We start from the raw sequence: 18,968 nt of genomic DNA, 5'->3' as shown, positions 1-18,968 counted from the left end.
ATGGAAGTATCTGTTTGTGCAGTTAAGTTTAATTAAATCAAATACGAATAGCATTACAAGCTGTTTAAACGATAAATGGGGCTGTGTGATTCGTTAATTAAGTCTTAACTTACTAACTCTGTTTAATATTGGGCAATTAAACGACCCGAAAATCAGCAAGATAACTCAATTATTGACCTTTACTTCAGATTGAAATTGTAGAATCAAATTATTGAGTATTTATCTTTTATTACGAGCACTCTATTATCATAATATTGTTTTAATTTATTAATATTAAAAAAAATTGGGATATGGCTATGTTTTGTAATCAATGTCAGGAGACAGCTAAAAATACTGGCTGCACAATAAAAGGCGTATGTGGTAAAACTGAAATCACTTCTAACCTTCAAGATTTACTAATGTATTCTTGTCAGGGGCTTTCTTTTGTAGCAATTGAAGCTCGAAAAAAAGGTATTAATACCAATGTAATGGACAAGCATATCACAAACTGTTTGTTTATTACTATCACCAATGCCAATTTTGATGATCTTGCTATCATTAAAGAGATAAGAAAAAGCAATAAATTACGTGATGAATTAAAAGGAAAAGTTCAGCTGAATGAAGATCATTCATCAATCAGTTGGGCAGCAGGTAGCGATGATGAATTGAACAAGAAAGCACTAGAGGTTAGTATTCTTAGCTATGATAAAAATGAAGATTTAAGAGCTTTAAAACAGTATATTTTGTTCGGATTAAGAGGAATCTCAGCCTATTGCGAGCATGCCTTTAATCTTGATTTTGAAGAACAGGATATTTATAATTTCATGCAGAAAGCCTTAGTATCTTTAACAAAAGATTTAAGTGCCGATGAATTGCTTGATATCCTAATGGAAACAGGTAAAAATGGGGTAGCGGTAATGGCTTTATTGGATAAGGCAAACACAGAAACATTTGGTATACCTGAAATATCTAATGTAAATATTGGAGTAGGTACAAATCCTGGAATTTTGGTGAGCGGGCACGATTTAAAAGATATCGAGCAATTATTAATTCAAACCGAAGGTAAGGGGATTGATATTTACACCCATTCGGAAATGCTACCGTCGCATTCCTATCCGAATTTAAAAAAATACAAGCATCTGGTTGGTAACTACGGAGGTTCATGGTACAAGCAATTAACCGATTTTGAAAGCTTTAACGGACCTGTTCTGTTTACCACAAATTGTCTTGTTCCACCTAAAAAAACGACTACATATAACGATAGAGTATTTACAACAGGCGCAGCAGGAATGCCTGAGTGGAAGGCTATTGATAAGAAATTGGCAAACGGACATAAAGATTTTTCTGAAATTATTGACTTGGCAGCAAAATGTCCACCTCCAACCGAAATTGAAACAGGTGAATTAACCATTGGTTTCTCTCATAATCAGGTATTACCGCTTGCAGGTAAAATTTTAGATGCTGTAAATTCGGGAGCTATTAAAAGATTAGTGGTAATGTCGGGATGCGATGCCAGACAAAAATCGCGGGAATATTATACCGAATTCGCAAAAAATCTTCCAAAAGATACAGTAATACTTACTTCGGGTTGTGCAAAATATCGTTACAATAAACTTGGTCTTGGCGATATTGGTGGAATACCTCGAGTTTTAGACGCAGGACAGTGTAACGATAGTTATTCGTGGGCATTTGTGGCATTAAAATTAAAAGAAGTATTGAATTTAGATGATATCAACCAGCTGCCTATCACTTTTAATATTGCATGGTACGAGCAAAAGGCCATTATTGTTCATCTTTCGCTATTATATTTAGGTGTTAAAAATATGCACGTAGGACCAACTTTACCTGGTTTTATAACTCCAAATATTCTAAAAATAATTCAGGATAAATTTGGTGTACAAACCGTTCAAACAGTTGAGGAAGATTTAAAATTATTCGAGTTAGACTATTAAATTGATTTAAAATGGAAGAAGATATTTTAATTTGTTCCTGTATGGATTTATACAAAAATGAACTGGTGAAAGTCATAAAAGAAAAAGACTTGAAAACAGTTGAAGAAGTTGGTGATGAAACTCAAGCAGGCACTATTTGTGGAGAATGTGTAGATGATATACAAGCAATTCTTGACGATCTTAATGCATAGTGTTGCTATAAATTATTAAAGCAAGACGCCTTCCAATTGGGAGGCGTTTTTTATTTTGCCTAGTGTCTCGTCCTGAAATAGATTGAATACAAGTGAACTAGCTTGCTGAACAATGACTTAACTTTAATTGGAACTCGTATTGTTGAACTAAAAAGATATGTGATGGGACGTTTAAGTAATAGAATAAGTTCATCAGGATTAATCCTGGATATTTCATCAATGAGAAACTTTGCTAGACAGCTAATTGGGAAAGGGAAGGGCTATGATGACTTGTTGAGATTTTTAGTAGCAAACGACTATTATTACGATGAAGATCTTCCTCTTCCAAAAATGAAGGATATTCAGGAGCAATTGAATATTCCCTACACAAAATTGAGAAAACAATTACTGAAGATTTACAATGAGCTCATTGAAGCTTCTTATGAAGACGGTTTCAATTTTAAAGAGCTGGAGTATTTCTTTAGTATGAGCTATTTCGATGAATATATGTCTTTCACCATAAGGAATCTTCCAGTAGCTCCGAGAGTTGGTGAAAATATAGAGATCCCTTTCTTTAAAGAAAAATTAGGAACGAGAAATTTTTATGTAGAATCAATTGAGCACGAATTGGGCGATGGAAAACAATGCATACATGTTCGTTTAAAAAATGGAAGGTATAATAGATTTTGGGATATAAGGAAAGGAGAAGCTGATTTAAATCAGGGAACTCCTTTTGTTGTGATATCTTATGATTTTAATTTAAATCCAGGTCCAGATCATTTATAATGTATTTTGACTGTTCAATGGTTTTAAAGCTAGCTACAATGCTCATTTATGGCTTTGGAACTACTGAGTTAGGTGTGAATTCAAGTTCTATCCATCAGACCATCAATGTTACGATTAACAATGTCATAGGTTTATTCGGAACATGGATCATGTTTTCATGACTGATCAACTTGATTAGTCATTTCTATGTTATCTAGTGTGTTAGCGGCATGGATTCCCCACTTTTCTATTGCATCTAAAAGAGGAGATAGGCTTTTGCCAAATTCAGTTAAAGAATACTCGACTTTAAGTGGGGGTTTTGACGTAAAAACCTTCCTCTTGATTAAGCCATCTTCTTCCAATTGTTTTAACTGCAGACTTAGTGTGCGCTCAGTAACCAAGGGAATCATCTTTCTCAATTCATTGTACCGTTTGGCATCATCTTGCAGATGAACCAATATGACTGTTTTCCATTTGCCCCCAATAAATTTCATAGTGAGACTTGTACAGCAGGGATAAACTTTATCTTGAATCTTATACATGGTTTTGTGAGTGTTTTGATATAAACTAATACTATCCTTTTTGACCGTTATTGCAAATGTATATAACTATACTTAGATTTGCAACTATAATTTTTATAGTAATATAATAAGCTAATGATGAGTTTTTTAGAATTAATGCAGGGTCGTTACACAACGAAGAAATACAATCCATCAAAATTGGTATCTGAAGATAAGATTGCCCAATTAAAAGAGATTTTACAATTAAGTCCATCTTCAATTAATAGTCAACCCTGGAGATTTACTTTTGTTTCAGATAAAAAAACCAAAACAGCTTTAGCAGAAGCGTCTTATTTTAATGCAAACAAAGTTCTGGATGCCAGTCATATAGTCGTGTTTAGCATTCTTGATGATATCAGTGTATTTGAAAATCAAATGCAGGAAAATTTACCTGAAGCAGCTTTAGGATATTACAATCAGTTTTTGAAACCTAAAAAAGAGGAAGAAATAAAAGCCTGGATGTCTCACCAAGTCTATTTATCACTTGGCTTCTTTTTGAGTGCAAGCGCCAGTATGAAAATAGATTCAACATCAATGGAGGGAATTATCCCAGAGGAGTATGCTTCAATCCTAAACCTTGATAAGGAAAAGCCATTGTTTGCAGTAGCTATTGGTTATAGAGATACTGATGATGGAAATCAAATGCCACAAACACCCAAATCAAGATTAGAATATAATAAAGTGATAAAATCTATCTAGTCTTTTGGAATAGTATATTATTGATATATTAACTCAAAATTAAGAAAAAGCTGTAATCTAGAGATTACAGCTTTTTCTTGTTTGGTACAAAGGCATCCTCTCCTTTGGCTGCAGCAAAAAGTTAGGCATGGGCTTCCAAAATCCTATTGGCTGTTCCATTGTATTCAAACCTCATCCTTTTTACTTTTTTCTAAACAGGTTACACAGCCAACAGGCATTTGTTCTTTGTACTTGCTGCTGCGCCCCTGTCATGTTTTTTGATCTACAACATGTGTTATTTACTGAAGTTTATCGAATCAAAGAAGAAGTAGAAAAAGAAATGGTGTGATTCGTGACTGAAATGTCGAAATTCTAATGAAAACCTATCGTGTTAGATAAATAGTTGATATATAAAACGAATCCCCTTAATATCTAAAAGCTTACATTTTAGATTGCTGAGCGAGAGGGGGAGCCTTTTTAATATGTGATAAGTCTTGATTTATTATTGCTTATAGATGTGTGCTTATTTGTGTTCGCCTGAGAGTTCACCTATAGGTAGGGTGTTAAAATCACATTAAATTAGAACGACTAGCTTTTGGTACTATCATCGAACTTCAATTGAAGCATAAAACGTAAAATTGATTTTACTGATGATGTCATCTTTCCTTCACCTGCGAAAAGATGAATGTATTTGGCATTTAATAAAGAAAAAAATCTCTATATGTATGTTACCTTACTAAGGAATCCAACTAAACTTTACCTTGTGCTCTAAATCTTTTTTTTGCTAGCCATAATTCGTGATTTTTTAATCAAGCTGCTAAATTATTCGCTTCATCCTTATAAGCTAATAGACACACTGGAGTGATTCTTATATGTATAAAATATCAATCATTAGCAATTTAATATTAATGAGTAACTATACTGATTTAATCGGTAGTTTGTTGGTTCTTAGTTGCTGTTCGAATGAAATATTAGAAGGAGAATTATTTGTATATATTCTTTCCATGATAGAATATGATATCGGAAAATCTTTACTATGGGTGTTTTCACCCATTTGCTATATGTTGTATAGTATTTCTTGTAAAATTTTGATCTTATATGATAAATGTCATCTATTGCAGCTTAATAGGCTGTAAGATAGGGTGATGTGTGAATGTAGCTATTGGGGTAAATTGATATACAAACGTTTACGTAGATAAGGTGCTGTTTTTAAACAGTTTCTTATCTATAATGAAAGTATTATATTCGTCCATCAATAATGAAAAAATTCTTTAAACTAGATTAGAATTTAATCAATCAGGTTTTAAATTGAATAGCAATTGAAGTAAATTAGAAATTCCTTGAGATTTTCGTAGCAAATTACTTGAAAAAAAATATAAAGATGAAGGTATCTGAAAAGTTAGATCTCTTAAAGAAAAAAAGAGAAGAAGTTAAAAAGATGGGCGGAGAAGCTCGTATTGCTAAGCAACATGACAAGGGGAAGCTTTCAGCACGAGAAAGAATAAACTTGCTTTTTGACGAAGGAAGTTTTAGAGAATTGGATATGTTTGTGGAACATCGTTGCGTAAACTTTGGTTTTGAAACAACAGAAATTCCTGCTGATGGCGTAATTACGGGTCATGGTTTAGTCAATGGACGATCAATATTTGCTTACTCTCAGGACTTTACTTCTCGAGGAGGTTCTTTAGGTGAAATGCATGCTGCTAAAATCTGTAAGATAATGGATTTGGCAGTAAGTGCTGGATCTCCTATTGTAGGACTTAATGATTCTGGTGGAGCGCGTGTAGAAGAGGGTGTTGATGCACTAAAAGGATATGGAGACATATTTATGCGTAATTCAAGAGCATCCGGAGTAATCCCACAGATTTCTGCTATAATGGGGCCTTGTGCCGGTGGTGCCGTATATTCTCCAGCAATGACTGACTTTGTATATATGGTTAAAAAGCAAAGTCACATGTTTATTACTTCTCCTTATGTAATTAAAACTGTAACAGGTGAAGAAACTACTTTTGAAGAACTTGGTGGAGCTATGGCTCACAATACCAAAAGTGGTAATGCACATTTTGCCTGTGATTCAGACGAAGAAACAATTGAGTCTATTCGCGATATTTTAAGTTATTTACCTAATAATAATTTAGAAGGAACGCCTCAAATACAAATGGGAGACGATCCTGAGCGTGTTTGCGAGGAACTGGATACAATAATTCCAGATGATCCTAAAACACCTTACGATATGAAAGGTGTCCTTGAATCAGTTCTTGATCAAGGGGAGTTTTATGAAGTACACGAACTCTATGCAGAGAATGCTATTGTCGGTTTTGGTCGTTTAGACAATCAATCGGTGGGTATTATCGCAAATCAACCAATGATTCAGGCGGGTTGTTTAGATATTGATGCTTCTGATAAAATCAGTCGTTTTGTTCGTACTTGTGATGCTTTTAATATTCCATTGATCACATTTGTTGATGTTCCAGGATACCTTCCAGGCGTTCAACAAGAACTTGGTGGAATTATTCGTCATGGTGCGAAATTACTATGGAGTTATGCTGAAGCAACGGTTCCTAAATTTACTGTGGTAACACGTAAAGATTATGGTGGAGCTTATTTGGCAATGTGTTCTAAGCCATTAGGAGCTGATATGGTATTTGCATGGCCAACTGCCGAAATTGCAGTAATGGGTGCTAAGGGAGCTGTAGAAGTTATTTCTTCTTACAAAAAAGAAATTGCTGCAGCTGATGATAGACAAGCTAAAACTAATGAGAAAATTAAGGAATACGAAGATGCATTTAGCGTACCTTATTTGGCAGCTCAGCGTGGACATATCGACGATGTCATTCTTCCTAGCGAAACTCGTGCAAGATTGATTGATGCATTGAGAGCTATGCATACAAAAGCAGAGGTTTTACCAGCTAAGAAGCACGGAAATATTCCATTGTAAAAAAGACTTTTAACAAATTAATTATTAATACCAATAATTATGACACGAGAAGAAAAGATTAAAAAAGCAGCTATAATAGCAGTTGCTCACCATATAGCCTTAGAGAAAGCTGAAGCATTAAAAGTTGAAAGTTCTACTAATGGTTCTTGGGCACGTACTGGCATTAAAATGATGATGACCAAACGTAAGATGATACAGCTACGTGGTCGAAGTCTACGAAGTGCATAATTCATTTTTCCTGTAAACTGGGAAAAGTATTAATTCAAAAAAATATAATATAATGATATACGATAAGCACGGGGTTTTACAAATGACCCAAGTAAATTACGACACTGATCGTCCGAAAGCTGCAAATCCAATTAAAATTAATGACGTAAGTTTACGTGATGGTCACCAGTCGCTTTTCGCTACACGAGGTCGTACAGAAGATATGCTACCTGTTGCAGAAATGATTGACGACGCAGGCTATCATTCTGTTGAGACATGGGGTGGTGCTACTTTTGATACCATGCACCGTTTCTTGGGTGAAGATCCATGGGAGCGTTTGAGAGTCTTAAAAAAGCATATGCCTAAAACACCATTCTCTATGCTTCTTCGTGGGCAGAATGTGGTAGGATACCGTAACTATGCTGATGATGTCGTTCAAGCTTTTGTTCAGAGATCAATCGATAATGGTATGGATATCTTCCGTTGTTTCGATGCATTGAATGATTTCAGAAATTTCGAAACTGCAGCTAAGGTTATTAAGGATAACGGTAAACACTTGCAAGGTGTTGTATGTTATACGCTTAACGAGCCTCGTTTAGGTGGAGAAGTCTATAATATGGACTATTACCTTAATAAGGTAAAAGACCTTATCGCATTTGGTGTAGATTCAGTTTGTATCAAGGATATGGCTGGATTGGTAGCTCCTTATGATATTTATAATTTAGTACGTGAAATCAAGAAGTTTACTGATACACCAATTAACCTACATACTCACTTTACTTCTGGTATGGGTGACTTAGCTATTTTTAAAGCTATAGAGGCAGGTGTTGATATTGTTGATACATGTATCGGGCCTTATGCTTACCGTACTTCTCATCCTGCTGTTGAGCCAATGATTATGTCATTATTAGGCACAAACCGTGACTCGGGAATGGACATTAAGAAGATTAATGCGATTGCTGGTGAAATGGAGAAATACATTCCTAAATATAAGCACTTAGACAATAGCCCTAAGTATGCTACTACTGATATTAATGTATTATTACACCAAACACCAGGTGGAATGCTTTCTAACTTAGTAAATCAGTTGAAAGCTATGGATGCATTGGATAAATTACCAGAAGTATATCGTTTACTTCCTAAAGTTCGTAAAGATCTAGGTAATATTCCATTGGTAACTCCAACGTCTCAAATTGTTGGTGTACAAACAGTAAACAATGTATTATTCGATTCTTATGAAGGAGAATATGCACAAATTACTAAAGAAGTAAAAGACCTTTGTTACGGGTTGTATGGTAAAACGACTCATCCAATTAATCCTGAGGTTCAAAAGAAAGCTCTTAAGGGTTATCCTCGAGGAGAAGAGCCTATTACAGTTCGTCCAGGATCTATTCTTGAGCCAGAGATGGACGCTGTTAAAACTGAATTCGGAGATCTTGCCAAAGATATTGATGACGAAGTTTTATGCGCACTTTATCCTATTACAGGAAAACGCTTCTTGAAATGGAAATACGGTTTGGAAGAAGTACCAGCAGATGTCAAAGCTAAAACTATGGCAGAGGTTGAAAAAGAAGAAGAGCTTGTAAGAAAAGCCCTTTCTGGAGAACTTACTTCTAAAGGAAAAGGTAGCGGTCGTGAGCTTGAAGTTACTGTTGATGGCGAAACCTTTACTGTAGAAATCAATGATCCTAACGCTTCTTCTGCACCTCAATTTAAAGGTCGTAAGAAAAAGGACGCTTCAAAAGACGAATTTGCCACAGGAAGCCTTGTTGCACCAATTCCAGGTATGGTTATTGAGTACAAAGTAAAAGTTGGTGATGAAGTAGAAGTTGGAGATGCACTAGTCGTACTTGAAGCAATGAAGATGATGAATAGTCTTGATGCTAAAACAGCAGGTACTGTAAAAGAGATTAAATGTGAAACTGGCGATTCTGTTGCTAAAGGCGATTTGCTTTTAGTAATTGAGCCAAAAGCCTAATGACTATTTAATAATTGAGTTTTGACTACCCCCTGGATTTATCCCCAGGGGGTATTTTTTTGCTTTATTTTAAGTTCCCAAATGTAGACTCCAAATCTGATTGAGTTAAGCCCCAAACATATAAAATAAATATATTTCAAGCATCGTTTTCAATAAAAACAGGACGGAGAGGGAGTTTTCTGTATGTGTAAAGAAAGTGACTTCATACAGACCAGGAGCTTGAACAGTTGTGAGTACATGAAGGGTTTTTAAGGCATTGCTTAAACGATCCATATTTTTCTCTTCATTGATAAGCTCTTTAAGCCTGTTCAGGGCAAGGTTTTTAATATGAAGTGTCTTTTCGATCAATTCCCCTTCTCTCATTAGTCCAATCTCTCTGAATTTGATACCTTTCTCTGCGATTTCATCTTCCTTTAGTTTGAATCTTTCTAGAAGTGGCAGATTAGAACGGTAGTCGTCTCTCCATTTAGAAAGGGTAACGCGCGTAACCTTAGTGGCTTTACTGGTCTTATAAATATTGTAATCGTTCATTCGAAGGACTTCCATAACCTTAGTGATTTTCTCCTGAGAGTACCCCTTTAATCTTTCTGTGGCTTTCCTTTTCGTTTGTTTTATTCCTTAAAATTAAGGCGTTATCAGATTGATCTTCATTTATTATAAACTGAAAAACGTTTATAATATTAATGAGTACATTTTTCTTTTGCAGCATCATAAATGTCCTAATGGTCTCTTAGTGATTTTTGATTGTTTCCAAATCTGTTACATCGAATCATCTTGAGTAATTTATGTGTCTTGATTTTACTCAAATATTTTTATTAAAGTCCTTCAAAATTTTGGTCAAAAATCATTCAGTAAGTAAGTCTATAAACTTCAGACTTTTTAAAGAAAGAAAAAGATTATTCATCTATTATTTATACCATTTAATAAAAAGGAAGAATTGTTTTTAGCATAGTATTTTTTTTTATTAATAAAAATAGAAGAGTTATGATATTGGTTGTGAGTTACTAATGTTGTAACTTATGATTTCTAATTGGTGTTTGTGTGTAAGCTGATGGTAATCAGTTATCCTCTTCTCATAATTCTTTGTACATAAACTCCATTGTTTATTAATCTCAGCTTCCTTTAAATGTGGGTAAGCAGGCGAAGCTTTGCCAACCGCAGTATATTTTTCACTCCTCATTTGGTAATTGGACTTCAGACGAAATAGAAAAGATCAATTAACGAGTGTTGATCGAAAAATAAATAGTTGTTTTCCCACTAAAACGAATCTCATCTGAAATCCATTTTTTAATGGTATTTATTGTCTAGTATGGTCCTTAAAAGGGAGCATAATACTTAACGGAGAATTGTAATCTCACCTAAAAAACAGAAGAAAATGATTGAAACAAGAAAAATGTCGTATCAAAAAAAGATTATTAAACTTTTTATTTTTTTAGTTGGGATTTTTTTGATCGGTTGCAGTGGTGACGATGGTAAAGATGGCATGGATGGTCTCAATGGTCTCAATGGTAACACCGGTCCTGCTGCAGTCCTAATTGTGCCAGATGAAATCGAGGATATACAAGAAGCCATTGATTTAATATCAACTAATGGCGGAGGAACGGTCTACATTAGAGCCGGAGAATATGCGCTAAGCAAAGGGATTCATATTAAGAATTCCAATATCACCATTTCTGGTGAGCAGGGAACCATACTCACCTTGGAAGCGGGAGTGAACCAACCTGTGATTTTAATCGGAAGCGATACTGAAACCCCATCTAACACAATTGAAAACATTAAGATTGAAAGCCTTGAGATTGATGGAAATATGGCAGCTCAGAATTCTGTGACAGACCCTAACAGGCCATGGATCCGAAACAATGGAATTGATGTTAGAGCAGTGAATGACCTTTACTTATCGGAGCTTGATATTCACCATGCCCGTAGTGGAGGTCTTGTGGTAAGTGGGAACTCCAGTATAATCTTTATCGATAAATCCTCCTTCCATCATAACTATTTTGATGGAATTGCACTGTATGCCAGTGAGGATATTCAGGTGTCCAACTTTTTTTGTTACGACAATCAAGCAGCTGGTTTAAGTCTGGATAATGATCTTAAATATGTCATGTTTTCTACAGGTTCCATAAGGAATAATGGTGATGTTGGAATATTTGCCAGACATTCAAAAGAACTGAAATTTCAAGATTTACTAATTGCAGACAATCAGAGTCATGGTTGTTTTCTTTCCCATGAATCAATGGGTACAGGTACAGGCGTAAATGGATTAATTTTTAATAGTTGTTCATTTACCTCAAATGATGGATATGGATTTTGGCTCGCTTCCCCAGCATCTGAATCGTCTAAGATTTCTACTATTGGCTGTTTATTTTCCAGCAACATTCTGGACGCTGTTAACTTAGACGTAAATGGCGAATTGTATATGACTGGCTGTATATTTCAATAGCAGAAATGACAGTCATCCGGGCTTGATGTGAAACTAACTGTAGTGTGCGAGAATATGATGAGCTAACCACAGAAAAAAATAATATGATTTATAGTGTGTTCAAATTGGTTTCTGAAAAGTTGAATGAGCATTTGAAAGGAAAGTACAATACGCCTGAGGATATGGTTGTTGTTTCTACAATGAATCAAGCTCAAAGTGTCGATATGCTTGAGGTTCATAATAAAATGGTTTTGTCACTTGTAAATGTGGAACGGGAGACAGCCATGGGAATTCGTTCAGAGCACAGCCGAATGTCTTTAGATTTGGTGAATAAAAACCGGCCTCCCTGGCATCTGAACCTAATTTTTGTAGTTGCAGCTGTATTTAGTGAGAAACAGTACTTACAATCTCTAAAAGTTCTTTCCAGTACACTTGAATTTTTCCAGGCCAGAAATGTGTTCTCTTTTACATCAGAAACTGAAAATAGAAGGGAATGGCGAATAAATATTGAGCCGGTGAATGTTAATTTACAGGAACTGACCAATTTGTGGACCGTATTGGGAGGGAGTTACTATCCCTCGATGGTGGGTAAAATAAGAATTTTGACCATTGATGCCAATGAGGTCGATTCCATGAGCAGAACAATTACTGAAACCCAGCTTGACCTGACTAAGGATGAGTAAATATGAAGTAAAAGAATTGGACAACGACTTTTTTGAAGAAGATTAACAAAATAAAACTATGCATAACCATGTGTATAGTGCATAGCACCCTACGTGATGCTACAACACCATACACTAACCGTTAGCGTCAAGTTAAATAAAACACATGATAGAAATTAAAGCGATAATAGATTGGACTAATGAAAATGCTGGATTTGTTTCAATCTTGCTTTTTTCGACTTCTATTTTATTAGCCTGGGGTACTGGGTTGTTTAAATTGTTAAAAAATAAACCAAAACTTAGAATTGAGGTAATCTCTCACAGTTCTTTTGGTTCAATCTTTGACTTGAAAAGAAGTCATGAAGGTTATCCTGTTAACAAAACAGCTTTTGCGATATATTTGCGCGTGACAAATGTTGGTAGAGCTGCATCCTCAATAGGTAAAATTAGGCTTGGGTATATAAAAAGTGATTTCTCAATAAGACCATTCATTAAAAGATTTTGGTTAAAATAAATGATTTCTAAAGAAGATTTTAGGATTGAATTTGATAATAGTGATAAGATTCAGGTTTACCCATTCTTAAAACAACGTAATCAAAATTTTCAAAATAATACTGACGTTTTCTTACCAGTGGGTAAGTCACTAAATGGAATGGTTTACTTTGAACAGAGAGAAGCATATGGTAATTTGATGCCACGTTTAAATAAAGACAATCAGACCACAAACTTGAAAATTAGAATTAAAGATTCTTTTGAAAAAACACACATCCTGAGATTTGACCTTAAGTTAGTAGAGCCAAATTATGCTTTGAAATTCAATCCATTATTTGGACAGACAGAGAGCGAATACTTTAGGACTGAAGAAAAACCAGACGCTAACACGCGTTCTTATACTAACCGTTAGGTATCAGGCAAGAAAGACTCGATATAAGTAATATGATAGAAAACAAAAATATGCAAATTGAATCATTAAATAAATCGCTGAATTTGATAAATTCAATTTCAAATGAGATTAATTTAAATTTCACTATTACCATATCTTTTTTGAATAAATTTAATATTTTATTTGAGAAAGAATATGCTTTACTTCCATATCATTTAAATCTAATAGACGAGTTACATGCTAATGAAAATGCACATAGTCGAATTTTAGCACAAATTCTCAGGTACAAAAAAAGCGATGATTACATATTTCTTCAAACATTCATCGAAAATCTTTGTGATTTTGATTTAAACATTAAGAATCCAGAAATAAGAAAAGTTGATTCTTGCGGTCGAATAGATATCCCAATTTTTGATGATGATTTTGTTTTAATTATTGAGAATAAAGTTACCGACAAAGCAGCTGACCAAAATATTGCTGAAGGAGGACAAATTGCAAGATATATTGAAAGCGTAAATGTCACTTACAATATAAATAAAGAAGACATATATGTTGTCTATACTCCTAGATTTACAAGAGAGTGTTCAGACGAATGTTGGGTAAACCAAAGTGGATACTCTTACAAAAAGGAGTTCGAGGATAGGTATTGTTCAATTTCTTATAGAGACAATATTTTAAGCTGGTTAAAAAACCAAGTGCTACCATTAGTAAAAAGCGATGAGAAATATTTTTATTCAGCGATAGTACAGTATATAGATTATTTAGAAGGTATCTATAGTCTAAGGGAGATTAATAAAGAATTTAATATGAAGTTACAAGATTTTATTAAACAAGAATTGGAATTAAATAGTTTAGAAACTGAGAAAGCTATTGATATACTTTCAGAAAAGGAAAATGAGTTAAATAATGCCTTAACGCAGATAAACAATCTCAAGATAGAGTATAAAAAAAAACAAATTGCTAAGGTTTTTGAAAATTGGAAAAAGCAATTAATAAATGACTTTCCTAATTTAGAAATTGTGAAAGACAACTTCACACTTAATGGTTATTGTATAAATTTAGGTGTAAAATTCCCATCTAAAGATTCCTATTTCTCAATACTGATTGAGTGTAATGATGCATCTAAACCTAACTTATACTATGGTATAGGTAGGCATTATGTGAGTGAGGTGAAAAATGCAGTTTCTATAGAGTTGGATGAGTCTTTTAAGAAAAGTGATAGCTGGTGGTATGGATGGAAGTATTGTTCTTTAGACAATGCATACTCATCTATTAAAATATTAATTAATAAGGTGGTTGCAAACCCGAATACCTAACAATACCTATATGTCAGCTTGCCGCAGCCGCCAAATAGCCGATCCGTTATTTGCAAGTTGGTATGGTAAAGCCTAAAAGCAAACGATGTATTAACTGTAATATAAATATCCTCTACATTTTTATAAATATCTCTTTTGATAATATTGTAATCAATTCTCGCCCTATCTAACTAAAAATGAATTCTTATGGCTATTCTATTAAAACTATTTCTAGCATTGTTTGTAATAAGAATATCTATTGTAAACTATATTAAATACTCTACATCATTTCCTATAGATTTACCAAGTGGATTAGAATTCATTGGAACCATAGGAGCTATTCTTTTCCTAATATTCTCCCTTTATGGAATAAGAAAATTTCATTGGAAGGTATTTCATTTAAAGCCTTTATCAAAAGAAGAATTCGAGGATGAATCCAAAACAAGACATACTTTAATTGGTTTAACTCTGGTAATACTTCTTATTTCCGGATTATTAGCAAATGTTTTAGCTATGTCAATTGTTTCTATGGGAGGATTAATAAATCAAATAATAGGAATTATTTCATTATGTGCAGCTTTATTCTTCATGATTGCTGGATTCATTTCTTTTGCAAAATAAAATATGGTTCCAATGTAAATGGTGACAATGCTGAGAGTATTAGTTAGATAAGTCCCTAATAAAAAGTAAACTTAATTTTCAAATTTAATTGATCATTATGAAAATGAATAAATTAGTTGTTGGGGTGTTGACCTTTTAGGATTTTTGATCCAAATCTGTCAATAGTTATGTTCAGAATTTTTTTATGAATTCAATATACGCTCGGATGAATCCAAACCTAATTACTCCTTTCTTTTGACAATAGATTTTCAGTTTATCAAACTGGCTTTCATTGATTTTAATAGAACCATTAATCTGCATTAGTATTCAAAAAAAATCAAACAATAATAAAACATTGAAATATGAACGATGACTGGAAAACAAACATTGGTAAATTCTTTGCCAAACATGGAACATTACGTTTAAAGTATTTGAACGATAAACTGTATACTGATAGTAAAGAGTATAATAAGTACCTCGAAGAATTTAATGGAATAAGGTCTGAACTAAGAGCTCATGAATACATTGGTGAAAAATCTTTTCAGACAGTGTTAAAAATTCATCTCGATAGAATTTATGAAGGACGTATTATGAATGCACCATTTGTTATAGGTCTGGAATTTCAAGACAATGGTAGTTTGTTTATGAAATACTCAACTAACTATAGTTGGAATGCTAAAATCAAAAGTATAGTGAAAAATAAAGAGGATGAGATTGAGCCTTATAGTTATCAGGAAGAAGAGCTTGATGAAGCCGAAGTGTATGAGAAAGAATATGTTTTTCAGCTCATTAATCAGAGATTGATTGGGTATGTTGAGTGTGTTAGAAATTCGAGATTATAGTAATTAATTTGTGTATATTTAACATCTTACTTTGCTCGTTGGATAATACTTATTTACAATAACTGAACTTAATACGCATGAAAAATCTAAATATCTTTGATGGAAATATTGACATAGCCCTTATTGCACTTAACCCTACTAAAGAAGCTCTAGAGAATGGTGCAGTTTTCTCAAGAGACAGAGGTTTTTGGAATGTACTCGAAAGGTCAGGTTTAACCCAAGATACAAAGCATGTCAATTTAAAAGATTTAGCAAAAGAGGTTTTTCTTGAGCACAAACACAGTAATTTGAATGTTGGTTTTGCGGATTTACTTCCACATATAGATGAGACGGATTCAAGTAAAGTTAAAGTAGAAATAGGTTATGCAAAACAACTTGCTGGCAAACTTGCAAAGCACAAAACAAAGAAGGTTGCATTGTTGGGTCAAAAGGTAGTTGATGCATTTGCAAGAGAATATCCTAATCTAAAGAATTGGAGAGCCATTAAAACCAAAGATGGGAAAAAGAAATTTGGTGTTATAGGTTCCATAAAAGTTGATGGACATGAAATGGAATTATGGGCTATGCCGTTTCCAGTAAATAATAGTATAAAAAATAAGCATAACGATTATAGAAGGCTTTTATCTGGGTTTATTGCTAAGCAAAGAGGGGAATGCGATACATGTCAATCTACTTTTGGAGCAATGGATTCTATTCAGTCTACCAATTGCATTTGTAATAAATGTAAGGAAGAAAATATTTTATGCATGACATGCAAGCAAAAAGGTTGCAGTTGTGGTAGTGCGTTTGAAAACATTTTTGATAGAACTGAAGGTGGTTTATTGCACTGAATATGATAAAGTTGACTTCTATTAGTTGTTGAAATTATAGAATTTTTAATCTGTATATATGATAGATTAATCTAAGATAGTATGGTGGAAACTAAAAACGAATGATGCTTCTAAACTAAGAACAGACTACATGAAGCAAGATAAAAAATGATTACCGAAATAGTTCCAAATATAATATTAGAGAAACTATTAAAAAAGAGTGAGGGTATTCCTCACTTTTTTTTTAATAAAGGATAAAACACTTTTACGTTCTATTTAATTGCAAAAATGAAATACATTCTAACATTCATACTAATTTCTTTAAGCACGTTTTTATGTGCACAGAGTCGATTTCCGAGAGTTGATAAAATAGAAATTGAAGACAGAGTATTACACGGACGAATTGATAAGTATCCAATAACTATTTATTTAAAATTTAATAGATACTCTAATTGCCATACTGGTGTGTATTCTCTTAAGGGATGGTACTATTATGACAAAATAAAAACAAAAATTCCTTTAACAGGACTTTACGAGTATAACGAATTAACCTTATACAACTTTCAAGATACTTCAAAAACAAATGAGTTACTCAACTTTCGAGAAATGAAAGAAAATCATTGGGAGGACATGAAGTATTATAAAAACCTTTTAGGTTACAACGAGAAATTTGTTCTTAACGACAGTGCGTTTTTTTGGACTGACAATAAAAAGACATTTGATGTTTCCTTGATAGAAGAAGATTTTACAATCAAGAAAACTCATGAATTGTTATTTCTTGATTCTACAAAGGCATTTGATTTACACAATCTAGGTAATTGGCCTTGGAATTTTCAAATTGTGGCAAAAAAGAACTAACAACTCATTCTGGAATACGAACATGATTCAAGACGATATGTAGTAGGTATGTGTGGAGCAGGACTTGAAAAAGGTTTTATAAAATTAGAATTTAATGAAAGCAATGAACTTTTAAGTTTTCAGGATTTCGTTTACGAAAGCTGCAATGGCTCAATAGAAACAGAAGAGCAGAAAATAATTTCAGATAGTTTGAAAGAGTATTACTGTGAAGATTACGGGAATGATAAATCATACATCTTGACCGTGGATTTAAAGAACGTTGAAATAAAAAAGAAAGAAACGAAGCCTAATAAATTGAACTAAACCCCAGAGGAATTAAGTTCAACAAAAGATATAATTCACAACCTATGAAGGTAAAAGATAGAAGATCATTAGTTATTGGAGATATTCACGGTGCATACAAAGCACTGCTGCAGGTTCTTGAAAGAGCTTGTTTTAATCCACAAATAGACACTCTAATAACATTAGGCGATGTAGTTGATGGTTATCCTGAAATAACTAAGTGCATCGATCTTCTCATAAATTTGCCAAATAAAATATTATTAAAAGGAAATCATGAGTTAAGTGTTGAAACAATGCTTACAAAAGGGACAATCGATTATTTTCACTTAGCTCAAGGAGGCCTTGCAAGTTTTAACGAATATAACAAAGATTCTATCTCCATTGAAAGCTCCAATAATATGTCCTCTGTTTTGTTGTCTAATCCCAATACAGAGGTTATTAATAACCATCTAAACAATTACTACAGTAATTTACAACACTATTTTATTGATGACAAAAAGAGGCTTTTTGTTCATGGGGGAATTGTTATTGATAAGACTGTATATCAGCAAAATAAACCAGAACAACTGGAAGCTATGCTCTACGATCGTGAAATGTTTGAATTAGCATTAGAGGATGATAGTGAGCCATTACAGTTTATCTATCATGAGATCTTTATTGGACATACACCAACAACTCGTTACAATAGTGAAACTCCTATTCAAGCATGTGAAGTTTATAACCTTGATACAGGAGCAGGTTTAGGCAAAAGACTAAGCATAATGGATGTAGATACAAAACAGTATTGGCAATCTGACTTATGTGCCGATTTATACCAAGAATACTCACCCCGTGGATAAATAATTAGAGCTAATTACCAGAAAAAAAATATTTTTTTCTAATTGTAGACTGGCTGCAATCCCATTGGTTATCTATACAGTAGATAAACTAAAATCATCAAACATGAGTAATTCTCTATTAGGTATGTATCTGGTATGCCTGAAATTTATAGTTCGGACACTGGTTCTCTAACTGGAGTATTGATACAACCAGCTACATCAGATTTTGACAAAGCAAGGTTAATTTTTAGTTGGATAGCATTTCATATC

The 18,968-nt window shown here is 33.5% G+C and carries 20 protein-coding genes; 18 read left to right on the top strand and 2 right to left on the bottom strand.

Annotated features, from left to right (window positions below; all coding sequences use genetic code 11):
* The first annotated feature begins 290 nt into the window (after positions 1-290).
* The 3 genes from hcp to ACXR6G_RS07010 all read left to right on the top strand — a co-directional run bounded on the left by hcp (position 291) and on the right by ACXR6G_RS07010 (position 2,887).
* Positions 291-1,931 (top strand): hydroxylamine reductase, encoded by a 1,641-nt coding sequence (gene hcp, locus ACXR6G_RS07020; protein WP_458360702.1) that lies wholly within the window; start codon positions 291-293, stop codon positions 1,929-1,931.
* An 11-nt stretch (positions 1,932-1,942) separates the two neighbouring features.
* Positions 1,943-2,122 (top strand): (2Fe-2S)-binding protein, encoded by a 180-nt coding sequence (locus tag ACXR6G_RS07015; RefSeq protein ID WP_458360701.1) that lies wholly within the window; start codon positions 1,943-1,945, stop codon positions 2,120-2,122.
* Between the two features lie 162 nt (positions 2,123-2,284).
* A complete protein-coding gene (locus tag ACXR6G_RS07010) occupies positions 2,285-2,887 on the top strand; it encodes a hypothetical protein (RefSeq protein ID WP_458360700.1) in 603 nt (200 codons plus the stop codon).
* Between the two features lie 155 nt (positions 2,888-3,042).
* On the opposite strand, the gene ACXR6G_RS07005 is transcribed toward ACXR6G_RS07010, so the two are convergent.
* On the bottom strand, positions 3,043-3,360 hold the full coding sequence (locus tag ACXR6G_RS07005) for a winged helix-turn-helix transcriptional regulator (RefSeq protein ID WP_458360699.1): 318 nt from the start codon (positions 3,358-3,360) through the stop codon (positions 3,043-3,045).
* 162 nt (positions 3,361-3,522) lie between these two features.
* Here ACXR6G_RS07005 and ACXR6G_RS07000 point away from each other — a divergent pair, with 162 nt between their 5' ends.
* The 4 genes from ACXR6G_RS07000 (at position 3,523) to ACXR6G_RS06985 (ending at position 9,227) form a co-directional block, all read left to right on the top strand.
* A complete protein-coding gene (locus tag ACXR6G_RS07000; RefSeq protein ID WP_458360698.1) occupies positions 3,523-4,125 on the top strand; it encodes an NAD(P)H-dependent oxidoreductase in 603 nt (200 codons plus the stop codon).
* A gap of 1,360 nt (positions 4,126-5,485) precedes the next feature.
* Positions 5,486-7,042, top strand: coding sequence for an acyl-CoA carboxylase subunit beta (locus tag ACXR6G_RS06995; RefSeq protein ID WP_458360697.1), 1,557 nt, complete (start codon positions 5,486-5,488; stop codon positions 7,040-7,042).
* Positions 7,043-7,081: 39 nt separating this feature from the next.
* On the top strand, positions 7,082-7,270 hold the full coding sequence (locus tag ACXR6G_RS06990; protein ID WP_458360696.1) for a hypothetical protein: 189 nt from the start codon (positions 7,082-7,084) through the stop codon (positions 7,268-7,270).
* 52 nt (positions 7,271-7,322) lie between these two features.
* A complete protein-coding gene (locus ACXR6G_RS06985) occupies positions 7,323-9,227 on the top strand; it encodes a pyruvate carboxylase subunit B (protein WP_458360695.1) in 1,905 nt (634 codons plus the stop codon).
* A 105-nt stretch (positions 9,228-9,332) separates the two neighbouring features.
* Here ACXR6G_RS06985 and ACXR6G_RS06980 read toward each other — a convergent pair whose 3' ends face one another.
* Positions 9,333-9,773: a hypothetical protein gene (locus ACXR6G_RS06980; RefSeq protein WP_458360694.1), complete on the bottom strand. Its 441-nt coding sequence runs from the start codon at positions 9,771-9,773 to the stop codon at positions 9,333-9,335.
* Positions 9,774-10,602: 829 nt separating this feature from the next.
* Here ACXR6G_RS06980 and ACXR6G_RS06975 point away from each other — a divergent pair.
* The 11 genes from ACXR6G_RS06975 to ACXR6G_RS06925 all read left to right on the top strand — a co-directional run bounded on the left by ACXR6G_RS06975 (position 10,603) and on the right by ACXR6G_RS06925 (position 18,719).
* Positions 10,603-11,670, top strand: coding sequence for a right-handed parallel beta-helix repeat-containing protein (locus ACXR6G_RS06975; protein WP_458360693.1), 1,068 nt, complete (start codon positions 10,603-10,605; stop codon positions 11,668-11,670).
* Positions 11,671-11,753: 83 nt separating this feature from the next.
* Positions 11,754-12,332: a DUF4255 domain-containing protein gene (locus ACXR6G_RS06970; RefSeq protein WP_458360692.1), complete on the top strand. Its 579-nt coding sequence runs from the start codon at positions 11,754-11,756 to the stop codon at positions 12,330-12,332.
* A 145-nt stretch (positions 12,333-12,477) separates the two neighbouring features.
* Complete coding sequence (locus tag ACXR6G_RS06965; protein ID WP_458360691.1) at positions 12,478-12,825, top strand: hypothetical protein; 348 nt, start codon at positions 12,478-12,480, stop codon at positions 12,823-12,825.
* On the top strand, positions 12,826-13,215 hold the full coding sequence (locus ACXR6G_RS06960; RefSeq protein ID WP_458360690.1) for a hypothetical protein: 390 nt from the start codon (positions 12,826-12,828) through the stop codon (positions 13,213-13,215).
* A 32-nt stretch (positions 13,216-13,247) separates the two neighbouring features.
* Positions 13,248-14,510, top strand: a complete 1,263-nt coding sequence (locus ACXR6G_RS06955; RefSeq protein WP_458360689.1) for a PD-(D/E)XK nuclease family protein — start codon at positions 13,248-13,250, stop codon at positions 14,508-14,510.
* 186 nt (positions 14,511-14,696) lie between these two features.
* On the top strand, positions 14,697-15,110 hold the full coding sequence (locus ACXR6G_RS06950) for a hypothetical protein (protein ID WP_458360688.1): 414 nt from the start codon (positions 14,697-14,699) through the stop codon (positions 15,108-15,110).
* Positions 15,111-15,451: 341 nt separating this feature from the next.
* Positions 15,452-15,931 carry a hypothetical protein gene (locus ACXR6G_RS06945; RefSeq protein WP_458360687.1) on the top strand — a complete coding sequence of 160 codons (480 nt, stop codon included), beginning with the start codon at positions 15,452-15,454 and terminating at the stop codon, positions 15,929-15,931.
* A gap of 77 nt (positions 15,932-16,008) precedes the next feature.
* The gene (locus tag ACXR6G_RS06940; protein ID WP_458360686.1) at positions 16,009-16,761 is read left to right on the top strand and encodes a uracil-DNA glycosylase family protein; all 753 of its coding nucleotides are present in this window, start codon (positions 16,009-16,011) and stop codon (positions 16,759-16,761) included.
* Between the two features lie 267 nt (positions 16,762-17,028).
* On the top strand, positions 17,029-17,598 hold the full coding sequence (locus ACXR6G_RS06935) for a hypothetical protein (protein ID WP_458360685.1): 570 nt from the start codon (positions 17,029-17,031) through the stop codon (positions 17,596-17,598).
* A 48-nt stretch (positions 17,599-17,646) separates the two neighbouring features.
* On the top strand, positions 17,647-17,901 hold the full coding sequence (locus ACXR6G_RS06930) for a hypothetical protein (protein ID WP_458360684.1): 255 nt from the start codon (positions 17,647-17,649) through the stop codon (positions 17,899-17,901).
* A gap of 44 nt (positions 17,902-17,945) precedes the next feature.
* Positions 17,946-18,719, top strand: a complete 774-nt coding sequence (locus tag ACXR6G_RS06925) for a metallophosphoesterase (RefSeq protein ID WP_458360683.1) — start codon at positions 17,946-17,948, stop codon at positions 18,717-18,719.
* Positions 18,720-18,968: the final 249 nt, after the last annotated feature.

The sequence above is a fragment of the Ancylomarina sp. YFZ004 genome (assembly GCF_054254355.1).
Note: the sequence above shows the minus strand (reverse complement) of the source record. Positions and strands in the feature narration are given on the sequence as shown.